The sequence below is a fragment of the Deefgea tanakiae genome (assembly GCF_019665765.1).
Lineage (GTDB): Bacteria > Pseudomonadota > Gammaproteobacteria > Burkholderiales > Chitinibacteraceae > Deefgea > Deefgea tanakiae.
Window position 1 is genome coordinate 3,006,241 of record NZ_CP081150.1, and the last position, 15,118, is coordinate 3,021,358.

Annotated in this window: 11 protein-coding genes and 3 tRNA genes; 7 read left to right on the forward strand and 7 right to left on the reverse strand. The window is 48.1% G+C overall.

Annotated features, from left to right (window positions below):
* The first annotated feature begins 20 nt into the window (after positions 1 to 20).
* The 4 genes from K4H28_RS14020 (at position 21) to K4H28_RS14035 (ending at position 1,916) form a co-directional block, all read left to right on the forward strand.
* On the forward strand, positions 21 to 1,265 hold the full coding sequence (locus tag K4H28_RS14020; RefSeq protein ID WP_221005770.1) for an ABC transporter substrate-binding protein: 1,245 nt from the start codon (positions 21 to 23) through the stop codon (positions 1,263 to 1,265).
* 210 nt (positions 1,266 to 1,475) lie between these two features.
* Positions 1,476 to 1,551 (forward strand) — tRNA-Met (locus K4H28_RS14025).
* 105 nt (positions 1,552 to 1,656) lie between these two features.
* A tRNA-Met gene (locus K4H28_RS14030) sits at positions 1,657 to 1,732 on the forward strand.
* Positions 1,733 to 1,840: 108 nt separating this feature from the next.
* Positions 1,841 to 1,916 (forward strand) — tRNA-Met (locus tag K4H28_RS14035).
* Positions 1,917 to 2,378: 462 nt separating this feature from the next.
* Here K4H28_RS14035 and K4H28_RS14040 read toward each other — a convergent pair.
* Positions 2,379 to 2,606 (reverse strand): helix-turn-helix domain-containing protein, encoded by a 228-nt coding sequence (locus K4H28_RS14040; protein WP_221005771.1) that lies wholly within the window; start codon positions 2,604 to 2,606, stop codon positions 2,379 to 2,381.
* Positions 2,607 to 2,764: 158 nt separating this feature from the next.
* Here K4H28_RS14040 and K4H28_RS14045 point away from each other — a divergent pair, with 158 nt between their 5' ends.
* The 3 genes from K4H28_RS14045 to K4H28_RS14055 all read left to right on the forward strand — a co-directional run bounded on the left by K4H28_RS14045 (position 2,765) and on the right by K4H28_RS14055 (position 5,373).
* Positions 2,765 to 2,980, forward strand: a complete 216-nt coding sequence (locus tag K4H28_RS14045) for a hypothetical protein (RefSeq protein ID WP_221005772.1) — start codon at positions 2,765 to 2,767, stop codon at positions 2,978 to 2,980.
* 13 nt (positions 2,981 to 2,993) lie between these two features.
* Entirely contained in the window at positions 2,994 to 4,244 is a 1,251-nt protein-coding gene (locus K4H28_RS14050; protein WP_221005773.1) for an Arm DNA-binding domain-containing protein, read from the forward strand.
* A 133-nt stretch (positions 4,245 to 4,377) separates the two neighbouring features.
* Positions 4,378 to 5,373 (forward strand): TraI domain-containing protein, encoded by a 996-nt coding sequence (locus tag K4H28_RS14055; protein ID WP_221005774.1) that lies wholly within the window; start codon positions 4,378 to 4,380, stop codon positions 5,371 to 5,373.
* Between the two features lie 268 nt (positions 5,374 to 5,641).
* Here K4H28_RS14055 and K4H28_RS14060 read toward each other — a convergent pair whose 3' ends face one another.
* The 6 genes from K4H28_RS14060 to K4H28_RS14085 form a co-directional block, all read right to left on the reverse strand.
* Positions 5,642 to 6,442, reverse strand: a complete 801-nt coding sequence (locus K4H28_RS14060; protein WP_221005775.1) for a DUF6602 domain-containing protein — start codon at positions 6,440 to 6,442, stop codon at positions 5,642 to 5,644.
* A gap of 81 nt (positions 6,443 to 6,523) precedes the next feature.
* Entirely contained in the window at positions 6,524 to 6,934 is a 411-nt protein-coding gene (locus tag K4H28_RS14065; protein ID WP_221005776.1) for a hypothetical protein, read from the reverse strand.
* A 478-nt stretch (positions 6,935 to 7,412) separates the two neighbouring features.
* Positions 7,413 to 11,495 carry an NACHT domain-containing antiphage protein EruA gene (gene eruA, locus K4H28_RS14070; RefSeq protein WP_505706977.1) on the reverse strand — a complete coding sequence of 1,361 codons (4,083 nt, stop codon included), beginning with the start codon at positions 11,493 to 11,495 and terminating at the stop codon, positions 7,413 to 7,415.
* Between the two features lie 234 nt (positions 11,496 to 11,729).
* Positions 11,730 to 12,530, reverse strand: coding sequence for an IS21-like element helper ATPase IstB (gene istB, locus K4H28_RS14075; protein ID WP_221005441.1), 801 nt, complete (start codon positions 12,528 to 12,530; stop codon positions 11,730 to 11,732).
* Entirely contained in the window at positions 12,523 to 14,043 is a 1,521-nt protein-coding gene (istA, locus tag K4H28_RS14080; protein WP_221005442.1) for an IS21 family transposase, read from the reverse strand. The genes istB and istA overlap by 8 nt, the downstream gene beginning before the upstream one ends.
* Positions 14,044 to 14,120: 77 nt before the next feature.
* Complete coding sequence (locus K4H28_RS14085; protein ID WP_221005778.1) at positions 14,121 to 15,116, reverse strand: ABC transporter ATP-binding protein; 996 nt, start codon at positions 15,114 to 15,116, stop codon at positions 14,121 to 14,123.
* Positions 15,117 to 15,118 lie beyond the last annotated feature (2 nt).

Sequence of the window (15,118 nt, forward strand, 5' to 3'; positions counted from 1 at the left end):
TTTTAGAGGACGTCGATATCATGAAAATTAAAACTAGTGCTTTACTTTGTGCCAGCGTATTCTTATCTGCAGCAATGACCGCCAATGCCAACGTTAAAGTAGAATTTTGGTCGCACGCATTAGGCGGAACTTATGATGCCTATCACAAGCAAATTGTAGATAAATTTAATAAATCGCAAAAAGAAATTGAATTAGTACATAAAGATGTGAATTGGGGCGGAATGAAACCCGCACTGGTGGCTTCAATTGCCGACGGTAAAGTGCCTGGCCTTGCAATGATGCCAACCGAATGGATGAATGAGATGTCATCTAAATTATTAGTACCAGTAACAAAAGAAATTGCGCCATTTAAATCACAATATACTGATGCCGCACTTCAAAATGCAACGGTGAATGGCGAAATTTATGGTTTCCCTTCTTATCAAGTCACCGCAGTAATGGTTTACAACAAAGATATGCTGGCCAAATCAGGCGTTAAACCTGAATTTAATAGTATCGATGAAGTCTTTACCGCCGCAAAGAAAATCAAAGAGCATACTGGCAAACCGGGTTGGGCCCCTAAATTACAAGATGGTTTCCAAACTTGGTTCTTATTCCAAGGCTTGCCACTCATCAAAGAAAATAAAGCAGTCTTTAATAGCCCAGCGCACGCGGCATTAGTACAAAAATTTGCTGACGCCTATAAAGCTGGAGTCATTGTGAAAGACGTAGACCTGACTTTTGATAAGCAAATTGCCGCATTTGCCAATAATAGTATTGGGATGTTTGCTGAAGGTGGCCACGCCGTTAAAAAGATTAACGAAGCCAATCCACGCGCTTACGCTGCTGCCGGCGTCACCAGCTTCCCACTCAATGATGCAAAAACAGCAGCATTCGGTGGCTGGAGCACAATGTATGTTGTACCTAAGGGGCAGAAAAATATGGCTGCTGTTGTCAAAGCAGCGCAATACCTAACGAGCGATGAGGTTCAGTACGAGTTTGCCAAGGCATCGAATACCTTTGCCTCAACCAAAAACACCAACGCCAAGCTCGCGAATGATCCAGTCATGAATGACCCAAACGATTTGGGCAAAGTGGCTTTTAAAATGGGAACGCAGGTCATCGATAAATCACGCCACTTTATGATTCGCGATGTACCCGATGAAGCGATTATGCATAAATTGATGAACGATAAAATCGACGCCGCAATTCAAGGTCGTATCCCCGTTCAAAAAGCGCTTGATGAAGCCGTTGCCGATTGGAACAAACGTTTAGCCAAGAAATAAACGCGTTAAGTTGGACCTTGGTTGGAATGAGCCAATTGGCCTGTGACGGAAAATCACATAGCCAATTGGCTTTACGTTTAAGTCCGAAATCACACGACCCACCATCGCTAAGTCTTTGTCATTTAATCTATTTTTTGCCACCCATTTCAGCCTCGGTGCAAAAATACATTGACGCAGCGCAGTATCAGCTATATAGTTCGGCCTCTCTGTCGCGGGATGGAGCAGTTGGCAGCTCGTCGGGCTCATAACCCGAAGGTCACAGGTTCGAGTCCTGTTCCCGCAACCAGACAAATTCCTCAAAAATCGCTTCGATATTTCATTTTGTCGCTGTGACAATGTGTGACAAAAGTAAGCGGTTTTACACTCAGCATAATGCTGATGCCAGTACAGACGCGGGATGGAGCAGTTGGCAGCTCGTCGGGCTCATAACCCGAAGGTCACAGGTTCGAGTCCTGTTCCCGCAACCAAATACTTAAGTCAAAAACTCTTCGAAAATCGGCTGTTACTTCTGTGACAATCTGTGCCCAAAACGAAGAATTTTTGCTCAGTCCAATAGGGCTGAAAGCCAGTACAGACGCGGGATGGAGCAGTTGGCAGCTCGTCGGGCTCATAACCCGAAGGTCACAGGTTCGAGTCCTGTTCCCGCAACCAAAAATGAAAAAACCTAGGTCTTAAGCCTAGGTTTTTTTTCGTCTTGGATTTATTGATTTGGGCACAGAATCTGTCTGTGCCCATTTTTGTGCCCATCTCGTGCCCAAACCACTTTTTGATTTTCTCTAAAAATACTCGTTTTGACCTTCGGTCTTTTTGCTAAAAATGTGCCCACAATTTTGGCCCTGACCTTCGGAATCTGTGCCCAAATTTTAGGGTACGCAAGCCTGACCTTCGCTTTTTTTATTGCTCTGTGCCCACGCTAAAATTGTTGGGCACAGAATGGGCACAGAAACCAATACCATAAATTGCCTCTAAATGACGTCAAAAGATCTCACGCACCTTCGTTAACACTCTTGCAACCCAATAAAATCAAGGCTCCCAGAACACAAAATTGCAATGTGTCATGGGAGCCTTTTGCATTTGGCGGTCAGTCGTGTTTGCGCTTGTCCGTCGCTCTAGCTAGTCATTTTCTGTTTTGGGCACGGCTTCGGGAATGTACTCAAACAAATCCTCAACTCGACATTCAAAATAAGCGCATAGCTTACTCATTGCATCCAATTCAATTCGCACCGCAGTTTCTTCATATAACAAAGTAATAGTCCCTCGATGAAGCCCTGTTGCTCTCGCCACATCAGCCACTCTCACCTTCTTATCACCCATCAAACGAGACAAATAACACTTAATCATGCTCCTCACTCCAAAATAATTTTGTCTTGGACGACATTATTTGCTTGACAGCAGCATTGAACTCTATATTATGTTGTTCAGGACGACATAATTAGCCACAAAGAAACCTTATGGCGTCCTGTCAACTTAAATCAAGTTTATCACGAAGGAGTAAAAGCATGAGTGCTACCTACTTAACCACAGAAGAACTTGCTGCTCGCATTCACTACGATGCACGCACTATTCGTAATCAACTAGTAGATAACTGCCTGATTGAAGGCCGTCACTACATAAAGCCATTTGGCCGTCGTAAATTCTTATTCATCTGGGAGGCTATTGAGAGCGACATGCTCACTCAACAAGCCGACACCATTGCGATGCCCCTGGCAAATTAAGGGGCACTTCAAAATGGGAGCCGTTCGAGCAAGGAAGGAAACAGGACTTTTATTTATAGACTTTCGCTGGGAGGGGAAACGTTGCAGAGAGCAAACTAATCTGCGTGACACGATCGCCAATAGAAAAAAACTGGAGAAAATGCTGCAACAAATCGAATCGGAAATCACGCTAGGTCGATTCGATTACACCAGCTTTTTTCCAGAGTCAAAAACATCAGGGAATCCAATTCTTAACAAATCGCCAATCAAACCAGTAATCACAGCAAGTACAGAATCGCAATTACCCGACGCAGTTAAGGGGCCGCTCTTCCGTAGCTTCATTGAAGAATGGTTAGTTGAAAGTCAGATTACCTGGCGACGCTCACACCAGATCAACATTCGCGGCATGATTGATAAATACTATTTGCCCTCATTTGGGGCTGTTGGGGTCGGCAACATCACTCGTGCTGATTTGCTTAAATTCCGGTCTACACTCGCCAAAGTTTCGGGCCGGAATGGCAATGTAACTCTATCTGCAAATCGTATTAACAAGATCATGGATCCGTTACGTAGGATTTTTGAGGAAGCCGCCGACCGTTATGACTTTACCACGCCTTTTGTGCGGATCAAACCGCTTAAAGTGCCACGCTCTGATGTGCAGCCTTTTACGCTCACTGAAGTACGCCTAATTATTGATTCGGTACGTCCTGATTTTAAGAACTACTACACAGTGCGGTTCTTTAGTGGAATGCGTACAGGCGAAATCGATGGCTTGAAATGGAAGTACGTGGATTTCGAGCGTCGTGTCATCAAGGTGCGCGAAACGATTGTCGCTGGCGAAGAGGATTACACCAAAACAGACTCTTCTCAGCGCGATATTGCGATGTGCGGTCCTGTTTTTGATGCCCTGCAAAACCAATACCTCGCAACCGGTGCGATGTCGGAATACGTGTTCTGCAATTTGCAGGGTTTGCCAGTGGATCACAACAACATCACTAAGCGCGTTTGGTATCCATTGTTGGCGCACATTGGACTTGAAAAGCGCCGCCCCTATCAGACTCGACACACTGCTGCGACTTTATGGCTGGCAGCAGGCGAGGCACCGGAGTGGATTGCTCGTCAGATGGGGCATGCCAATACCGAAATGCTGTTCAAGGTGTACTCACGTTATGTGCCAAATCTAACTCGACTTGATGGTTCAGCGTTTGAACGTTTGTTGTTGCAAGGTCAGGTGAGTATGCCTGCTGGCACTGCAGATGTAACGGATCAGGAGTCACAACCATGACCCAACACATTTACTTTGCAGAGGCAGGGTTGCCGAAGTTGCGGCCTGATTATGCATCGCCGCAATTAGCGCCTGTAGTCCAACGTTTGGTTCTTCCTCTTGCCCTACCGAGCAATTCATTAGGAGTAAAGTCATGACACAGATTATGAAAACCACACAAGCCGAGCTGGGCAAGCTGTACGGCCTACGCCGAATTAAAGGTTATTACCGCCTCACCGGTTTATTGGCGCATTTAGATCAGTATGGTCAACCTTGGTGGCAAATGCGTTTGTCCGATTGCACCGGTACTTTGGTGGTGGATTATCGCCCGAGTCAGTTGGATTCATTGGCTGCGAATGATCCACAATCGGCGCTACCATGGGGCATTCGACATGGTGGCTTAGTGCAAGTTGAAGCCAAACTCACCCAGCAAGAGACGACAGGCTTCTTTACTGGCAAGTTAGTTTGGTTGCAGCCAGTACTGGAAGTGCATAGCTTGCCGATTTTGGCGAAGATGCCTGTCCTTTCAACTTTGCCACGTAGCCATTGCCCTCGCCCTGAGCTACTCGATCAATTGGTGATGCGGGTGCGTGATTTGAAATGTGAATGGCTACAGCGTTTTGTGAGCCGAGTCTTGGAGCAGTCGCAGGTTGCCGTTGGCTTTATCTCTTTACCCGCCAGCTATCGCTATCATCATGCGTATGCGGGTGGACTATTGGCTCATTCACTGGAAATCATGAGCACGCTGGCAGTGCTACCATCTTTGTGTGATTCTGAGCGAGACGTCGCGATGGTGGCAGGATTGCTGCATGATCTGGGGAAAGCTTGGGCTTTGACTGCGGAGGGTGAAACCACTGAACTCGGCTATATGGTGGCTCATGAGCATCTTACACTTGAGTTGTGCGGCCCAGCATTAGTTTGGCTGGATCAACATGCACCTGAGCTGGCTTTGATGTTACGCCACATCTGGAGCAATATGACCCCGAGTACTCGCTTTAATCATCTGCCGGTTTTGCCAATCGTTCATGCGGTACGAATGGCAGATCAATTAAGCGCGAACCAAGATAACAACCGCCACTGGCCGAAGCCTATTCATCTATCCACCATCGTCGCATCAGACCAAACTGCATTGCGCACATTGCATGGTTAAAATGAGCTAATGTATTCAACGGCGCACTACGGTGCGCCGTTAGTATTAAAAGTAACTTCTGTATTCCTCAATATTTATCAGGACGCTGCAGCGGGCACAAGCCTGAACGTTGTCGACCCGATTCATCTGATTCGCTCGATGCAACGGCTACCGCGCATCGTGATGATCGACCCCATTATTCCCAAATCTGCACGTCAATATGGTGCAGTGGCACTCGCAAGCGCAGCTCGTGGGCGGTACCTCTCGAAGGAATTGTCAGAGATCTGCTTCATATATATAGGTAATGTTCTATTCGGAAGTTGGCAGGGGAAAAATCAAGGGCTTCGTTCGCCAACGAAGAAACTAATACCTCCAAACCGTTATCACTCCCTGTTTGAAACAAGTGAACTCCCGCGTGGCTCATGCCCACAATTATATTCGACAAAGGCACGTCAGACGTAATGATTGATGTCGAGTCAGCCGGGAATCGCACTGGACACGTGGCACGAAATACTCCGAAACCATTTGGGTATTTTTTTCCGCCCGAGAGAACCAGAATTCCGTCTGGCCAGTAGATTGCCGGTTGAAGATACCTATTAGAGAGAAACCTGTCGACGTGTTTGATGATTGTTGCGGGCAGGGCATTGCTATGGAATGCAAGAATATAAAAGGGTATCGGGGTGCTCTTTGATTGTTGATGCCTTGGTATATTTTTGGCCAAAACCAAGGATTCCAAAGCTTTTGTCAATGTTTCAGTGCTGTCTTTTCCAGTGGTTAAGTCAGACTTAACTTCTACGGTTGCGATTGAAGCGTTGGATGGGATTACTCGAACAAAGCTGTTAAAAAAATCAAACTGAGGCAGTGCTCCAGAATGGAGAACAATATCAAGCTGACCAGATTGTGGGTTATGGGGGGCGTAACCGACGATTTGGCCGGTGGACCATGCTGTGTTGCTCGGGAGGTGGCTTTGCAATGCGCCACGGACGAAGCCTTCACGTAGTGTTCCGGTTACGACACTGTGCGTGGCGCCTTTGCTGGCCGAATACATCGAAACCAGAGTCTCCCTGATACGTGAAAAATGCGCTTTCATGTGATAAAAGACCTCTAACGTTTGAATTCACGGGACTGCTCGGCTTTTCGCGCAGGTTCGGTGGAATGATGGTTTGTGGGCCTAAATGCCTGCCCGTTGCATAAGGGATGAAGCAGTGGCTGCATTTGTCACTCCGTGATTGTTAGTAACATAAGTCTGAGCGACAAAGTGAATGCTGTATGTGGCCGATAAGGCATTTACCCAACCAACAGTCATTCCGCTTGTTCGGCAAGCACAAAAAATGATGTCACACTTGGCCGCAACAAAGGTAGGAAGGGTCTGCTGGAGCCGAGAGTTGGGATCGCCCTGACTTTCAATACCCACCACCAAACCATTTACGTTGCGGATGATGACCGCAACGTCCTTTGTAGTGCTATGGAGCGCCTGGGTAGTGGCGGATGAATATTTGGCTTGAATTTTATGAAGTAAACGAATCAAACTATCGGACTTGCCGCAATTACCCGGCCCCTGCAATGCGAAAAGATGTGGCATGCGTTCTTCCTGCTGTTAGGCCCAACGTGAAATATGCATCTATGCAGGTGCATATTTAGTGTGTCTGTGTATATAACACAGCATGCTACGCACTATTTACACTGCTTTTCAAGCAAGTTGGATTGTGGATTGCTGAAAGTGCACAGTAAGATGTGGCGGCTACACCCCGCTTGCGGATGTGTTGCGCGAGGCCTTGCGGGTGCGGCATTACACTCTGGGCCTAACCCCTCATTCAATGAGGGCGCCTTATGGTGCCCGTTAATTCGAACATTAGCGTCAGCAATGTAACTACAAACAGACATTGATGCCTCGAACATGAAAGTCAGCTTTGGCCGATCTGTTGATGCCAAAGCTTGAAAAATGAAAGGCAGCAAACCATCAGGTTGCGGCCTTAGTTATTTGGGATGAAAACGCGTTTTGCTCGGCCAACGCAGACGGTCCACATGCATCTTGTATGCGTGCCCTACAGTATTGATGCCTATTGTGACCCTCTTCTAGACACATCCAGAACGAATACATCTATCCTACCTACGAGCTCTGGAGGTAATTTTGTTTCGATACCGTTTTTGAGTTCCTGAGCACTTCCAATACCGTGCCTTTTACGCCCAGCAACGACTTCATCTGCACCAAACCAGATCGCGAGAAAAATGCCCTGTTGCTCTGCATCTTGGTGGATTGAATAGCGCTCATATAGTTGTGCGGCGGCGGCGGTGTATAGCTCTTTATGCCATTGCCCTTTGACCTCTGTGACAAGTAACCGTCTTTTACCACCAATCATCTTTGTTACTGTGAAATCACTCCGGTTTGCATCCTTTAACTGATGCTCTGGTGTAACTGAAATACTTTGCGGTTCAAGCCGAAGATTCAGCCGCTCAGCAATAATCTCAGTGGACCGTACTTCGTCCAAGCGCTTATCCTTTTCATAAAAGCGATTTACGGAGTTGTATTCACCACCGTGAATGGCTTTCTGAAAGTCTTGCAGCTCTTGGAGAACGAGTTGACGCAAACCTTCCACAGTCACCACGGCGTCGTGGTCCAATTGATTAACGATTTCTTGGGGAGTCGGAGGCTCGAAATCTCTCAGTGCTTCCTTCCTGACTTGACCGGCATGAATGCTCTTCAAGCTTTGGTGCAGGTCTTGGAAGCGCGAATCGGAAAGAAGACGATTGAGCATAGGAATTGCAGAATCAGACTCATCTGAGTTGATTAACCAGATTATGTCAGTCAAAAAGCGGTATGCGACTTCTTCATTTGGGCTACCAGTACCCCAGTGGCTAGGCAGATCAACCTTTGGCCATTTGTCTATAAAGGCATCTAGAATGGCTTCTACCTTGCATGCAGTAAGCCTAGGCCAATGATTGCCGCGACTATATGATTCAGACCTATCGTTCAGCAAGAACACAGTATTTTTATCGGCTTTGAGCCAGTTCCAGTATATTTCAGGTGCATTGTTTAGGAAGTACCACGCACGTAAGAACCAGAATTTGCGTTTTTGTTGGATTTCTTCACTCTCGGTTGGATTGGGGCAATCGACCATGAGTTCTGCACAGCGCTCGGAAATAATTTCTTCCAATGCATCACGATTGCCATGTTCTACTGCAATTTCAAAAATCCTATCTAGTGCCTCAAGCCCTAATAAACAAAAGCGTTTAAGCCAATCAATTGAGAGCGTGCCACGCAAATGACTAAATACCTCGTCCATTTCCAGCAGCCCAATCTCAGGATAAGAACATCCTGGATGTGCCAATTGTGGTTCAACGTATTGCTGTAGGAAATTTTTTGCATTCGCCTCATCAGAAAAAATTAGTCGGTCAACTTCGGCCTTTAGTGCATCGCGCTCTTCTTCCGAGACTGCGTCGAAGTGCATATGAATGTTAGTCCGCAGCGCCTGCAGGAGCTGAAGTTCAACATCCTCCAAGTTACCTTTGTCACGCATGATCTCCAAGCACGCCGCATACAGGATTATCTCTGATTCTTGATACTGCGACGCACACTGCAGTTCAGCTAGCTTGAGTAAGTCTGGTACGCTTTGAGCAATGAAACCGAGGCAATTTCTGAGAGCATTCCGAACGATCGTCTCATCACCAAACTCGCGCTCAATAATTGCTGGGGACTCGAGTACCAGCCCTGCGAACCTAACTAAGCAACTCCAATGGCGACCACCTTCGACAAGCTCACGGTTATCTTGAACATACTGAATGTTTACTGCACGGTTGTCACCTTGCTGCCTCTGAAATTGTTTCATTTTTCGGGTATGCCTGAAACGTGGCATTCTGTGTTCTCGTTCGAACTGAGCGGCACTCTTGTTGGACTTTACCCACTCTCTCATGAATGAAGGTTTTTCCAATGCTTGCTTGCGCATATGCCGACGCAAACCGTCAGGCCCCCTCTCTCCTTCATTATTGTGGCGCTGATGTTCCATCATGAAGCTCACCCATAAAGTCAGATTGTTGGTCATAAACGCAAGATCAACGATAAATCGGCGGTCATTTGCATAAAGACCAAGACCTGAGTGGGAGTGCCAATTGAACTGATTGCTGGTGTTGCGAATATGTTCTTGGTCTGTCAGATTCCCAAATACGTGAGTGATTATTCCTTTGCGTAACTCTTCATCCTCTTGGAGCACCTGAATAGCTTTACTCTGGCTAGTGCCCTTATTTTCGTGGAAGTTCAGGTTTCCTAACCATTGCCAAACTCTTCTAGGGTCAAACGGTGGCTTGGCAAGAGCAAAGTATCGATCCAGCATAGTTCCAACGATTTTGCTTATCCCTGTTCGGCAATCACACTCATAAGATTTTTTGCCACATTTACAGGTCAGGTCGTTGGTCAACTCATCCAACAGCCACTCGATAGTCGCCAAATCTAGACCGACGATTAAACGCTTCACGAAATAGCGCTCACCTATTGTGCGATCACGATGCTCTTGAGGCCTCGGGTAGAGATTTGCGCAAGCCCGGAAAAAATCGGCAAGAAAAATCTGGTCAAATTTTTCTGCGCCCAGTTTTTCAATGGCCTCCGCAGCAACTCTCATTGACGTATGGCTGGCCTCAGAAATCAGAATAGCCAAGTCGGCAAGATGGTCATTACTGGCGAGCTCAAGCAGACACCTACTCGCCAACAAGCGAGTGTTCTTACTTTTTGCCTGACCCAAAGTGAGTTGACGCAACTCATAAGTTAACAGCTCGACTGCTGATGACCCTACCAATAGTTCAAGGAGCAGATCCCGCAAGTGCCCATCACTTTCGGTCACTAGAAGAGGTTTGATTTCTTCCACAACATCTTGAGTGAAGAATCCTGCAATACTGAATCTTCTCCAAAAATCTCCTCTTCGAAAGTAGGGATCTTTAGCTTCAATATCTTTAAGCTGATTTACCAGAAGTCGCTTCGACGAACTATCAAGCTGAGAAGGATCACCATTTGCAATTACAGCATAGGGATCTAGTTCGATTGCGGCTTCCTGTATGGGCTTGTTACCTAAGGATGCCATCCAGCCCAGCAGCCCCCGGAGTTCATCTCGAACGACTGAGTTTGGGGCGATGATAGGAAGACACTTGGCTAAAGTCAGAGGATCTTTTGAATTTGCTATCCGCTTAGCGAGATAATCTGCCGCGCAGTATTCAGCGATGATCTTGTGAACCGGGCGATGTTGATCTGGGCAATCTCCCGGCTTAAACAAGCGAGTTGCAAGGATGCCTTCAGCAGCAGTATTGGCACTAAACAATGACGCTAGCAGAGGATATATCCGACCCTCAGTGCCTTCGCTTGTGCCGATACCTTCAGCACCGGATAGCAATAGCTTGGCAAAGACTTCCGACGACAGTTCAACTTTTTGAGAAGTCGGCAGCACTGGATTGGTTCTTGCTACATTGTTATTTGCTTCCTTCGCCAAGCGCTCAACCGCTTGTGAAAAGATTGAGCGTTTGTTGGTGAAATGTCTTCCGCTCTCGATATAAGCATCAGCAAAGAGTTTCAGAAACTGGGGGTTAGGTAGAAGCATTTCTAAATTAAATCGAGCGACTTCGGTCTGGAATGCTGCGAAATCCTCCCCTTGTGCATGATATTCAAAGATCTCCCGCTGTTCTGCCTCATTAAACTCGCATAACCAAACCACCAATGGCGGTTTTCCAAAAAACTCTTCGAAAGCACTTGTAGAAGCGTTGTCCCACTCACTGGACCTGCTCGACAAGTAGACATGAGTTGGATTGACTGATTCGGCTTTGCCAAGAAGTCCATAGATGCCAGAAGCATCTATCTTTGCCAATTCGTCAAATGCATCAATAACCAGTGGAATGTCGTTGCCACTTGCTCCTGCGTATCTGAATTTGTTCGCAGTTACGACAGTTGTACCCAACTGTTGAGCAAGGCTACCCATAAGTACAGTTTTACCCCCGCCGGGTTCAGCCAAGACAACTACGTAATTTGAAGCGGATAGTAGCTCCATCTCAGTATAAGACAGGCCATTACACGAGAGTCTTCGTGGAAGATAGAGCGTCGAATTCATATGCGAAAAGTACGATGTCTCGATAGAAGTGTCGATACCTGCCCTGCCACGTTCAGGCATCGATGATATTGTCAGATAATTGTCATGCTAACATAAGAGTAAGACTAACTACTTTGGCATCGATAATTTGGCCAAAGCTGACATTTTCAATTGTTCGCGCCGATTGAAATTTGACCCACCCTGCCGATCGAATTTTGACCCAGGGCTGAGCGTTGCTTTTTAACGGAGCAACTGTGGGTAAGTCTAGCAATTAGCGGGCAGTTCGCCCGCTATTTTTACACCTTCATTTTCAACTTAGAACGGTTCCGCTTCCCTACTCAGTTCATCTTTCTTACTTTGCTCCCGCTGTTTGATCTTCGATTTCGCCGCCATACTGCTGTGCTGGAAACGATAGGAATCATTCCCTGTTTCAACAATATGACAATGATGGGTGAGTCGATCCAATAGCGCCGTTGTCATCTTGGCATCACCAAAGACACTCGACCATTCCGAGAAGTTCAGATTGGTCGTGATGATCACGCTGGTGTGTTCGTACAGCTTCGACAGCAAGTGAAACAGCAATGCGCCACCGGCTTGGCTGAAGGGCAAGTAGCCCAGTTCATCCAGAATCACCACATCCACTCGCATTAGCGCCAGTGCGGTTCGCCCAGCTTTACCTTCTCGATTTTCTTTTTCCAGTAGATTGACCAGATCAACCGTTGAGTAAAAACGCACCCGCTTGCCATGCCGTGTAATCCCCCCAATCCCCATCGCAGTGGCCAGATGTGTTTTTCCAGTGCCCGGACCACCAATCAACACGGCGTTTTGTGCGGTTTCCGTAAAAGCCAGCGTCGCCAGTTGCCCAACGAGGGCTTGATCCACTTTCGACACACTAAAGTCGAAACCCGCCAAGTCTCGATGTACAGGGAATCTAGCCGCAGCCATTTGATGATGAATCGAACGCAGACCACGGTCGGTGTTTTCTGCTTGGAGTAAATGTTCAATCAGCCAGCCCGAGGTATCTATAGCCAAACCACTTTGAGCTTTTAAATCAACCCAAGCGCCCGCCATACCGTGCAAGCGCAAGGCTTTGAGTTCCGCGGTAATGTCACGCATGATTGGCTCCCTCACTCGCAGCGGTAGGCTCGGAAGCTTCACGCAGACGGTCATAGCGCTCCGTATTCGCTTGCGGTGCATCCCCTAACTGCAAAGCAGTTTCGGCACTGGCTGTAGCAGGTGGATCATTCAAGCGCGCGACCACATTCAGAATGTGTTCAATGCTGATGACTCCTGATTCTAAGACCAACTCAACTGCAACGAGCACGGCATCCAATCCGGCCACCGGAACGGTGGCCAACACTTGTGCCATTACTTTGTCACCACCGTTGCGCCTTAACAATCCTTGTTTCAGCCGCAACAACGCCGTTGGCATCTCTGTAAATGGCGCACCATTGCGTAATGCACCAGGCTTGCGACTGATCAGTGGAATGTAATGCTGCCAATCGAAACTGACCTGATGTTTTGCCGGCAGACGATGATGGCAAGCCACGATTTCATCGTTCACCACAATCGCCACTTGTGTTGAGTACAACCGAACACTTACGCGCTGACGCGCCCATTCACAAGGAACTGAATATCGATTGCACGCTACGCTGATCAAACACGTACTGGAAACTCGAGCCAGATGCTCAACGTAACCATCAAACGGGGTCGGCATCGGCATCATTGCCAGTCGCTCTTGCTCCAACATTTCAGCAATGCTTAACCCTTTGAACTCAGGATGTTTGAGTTCGTCCCACAAGGCACGACAACGTTCGGCCAGCCAGGCATTCAGCGCTTCAAAGTGACTGAATTTAATGCTTTGCGCTTCAAGCCAAATGCGTCGCCGACTATCTTGCACATTCTTTTCAACGACGCCTTTTTCCCAACCAGAGGCGACATTGCAGAAGTCGGGATCAAACAAGTAGTGCGCGCACATCACAGAGAAACGGGCATTCACAATACGCCCTTTGCCCTTGAGTACCTTATCAACAGCGGTCTTCATATTGTCGTAAATGCCGCGTCGTGGCACGCCACCTAGAGCGACAAAGGAGCGGGCATGCGCATCAAATAACATTTCATGACCTTGGCTGGGATAAGCGACCAGCCAGAAAGCGCGACTGGCACACAACTTCATATGGGAAACTTGAATGCGGCGATAAATGCCACCGATAAGGAGATTCTCTTCGCTCCAATCAAATTGAAAGGCTTCACCCAAAGCAAACTGCAAGGGCACAAAGCCTTGCGGGGCTTTACCAGCTTTGCCACGCCAAGCACGAACGAAATCGGTGACGCCGCTATAACCCCCCGAATAGCCCTCAGCTTGGATCTGCTCGAACAACGCTTTGGCGGTGCGACGATTCTGTTTGGCACGGAATGAATCGGCAGTGAGCGCACGTTCTAAAGTGGCGTGAAATGGAGTGAGTTTGCCGGGCTTATGCTGCCGGATATATTGCGGTTCAGACTTCGAGGTTGGCTTACGAATCCAAGTCCGGATGGTGTTGCGCGCCAGACCGGTGCGCTTGGTGATTTCGTGCAGCGATAGATTATCGCGAAAATACATCCTGCGGATTTTGCCAATCATTTCCATGGTGATCACCTTTTATCCTCTGCTCAAGAATTAAGCAGAATAAGTAGAGCACCTGGGTCAATTTTGGATCGGTATAACTAGCTGTAGTGGGTCAATTTTCGGTCGGCGTCAACAGCCAGTATGTCTTCAGCACGACGGTTTAGTTGGTCTACCTGCAGTGTGATGCCGTGGGCCTGTACCTGATAGCGGATGACATTGCCCAGAAGCTGGTGCTGGCGAATGGTTGCTGGCAGTGGCGCACTCAGGTGCGCGGAGTATGGCTGTCCCGGAGCTAATATCTGGATCACCTCTGGGCGTATGGCCAGATGGCCATGGGTTTCCAGCTGCAGCAGGCGGCAGGCTTCGCTTGGTGTTAGCAGGTTGTAGCTACCCATGAAGCGTGCCACGAACTCGGTAGCAGGGCGGGTGTAGATCATCTCTGCTGAGCCTTCCTGCACGATGTGTCCCTGATCCATCACAAATATACGGTCGGACATGGTCAGGGCCTCTTCCTGATCATGGGTAACAAACACCGTGGTCAGTGCCAGACGTTGCTGGATATCGCGGATCTGCTCGCGCAGCGATTTGCGGATGCGGGCATCCAGCGCAGACAGGGGCTCATCTAGCAGCAGGATGCGCGGCTCCACCACCAGCGCCCGCGCTAGCGCAACGCGCTGACGTTGGCCGCCGGATAACTCATGCGGGTAGTGATGTTCTTTACCGCCCAGTGCCACCAGACTGATCGTGTCTGCCACCTTGCGGGTAATCTCGCTGGCCGGCAGTTTTTGCAGCTTCAGACCGAAGGCAATGTTCTGCCCCACCGTCATGTTGGGAAACAGCGCATAGCTCTGGAAGACCATGCCGATGCCACGTTTTTGCGGTGCGGTATGGGTAATGTCTTCACCGCCGACGCGAATACAGCCAGCATCGATGTTTATGAGTCCGGCCAAGCTGCGCAGCAGCGTAGATTTGCCGCAGCCACTAGGGCCCAGCAGGGTGACGAACTCCCCTTTCTGTAGCGAAAAGTTGATGTCCTGAAAAATGGTGGCGGTGCCGTACTTCTTGGCCAGTCCGCTAGCTTCGACGTAACTCATGG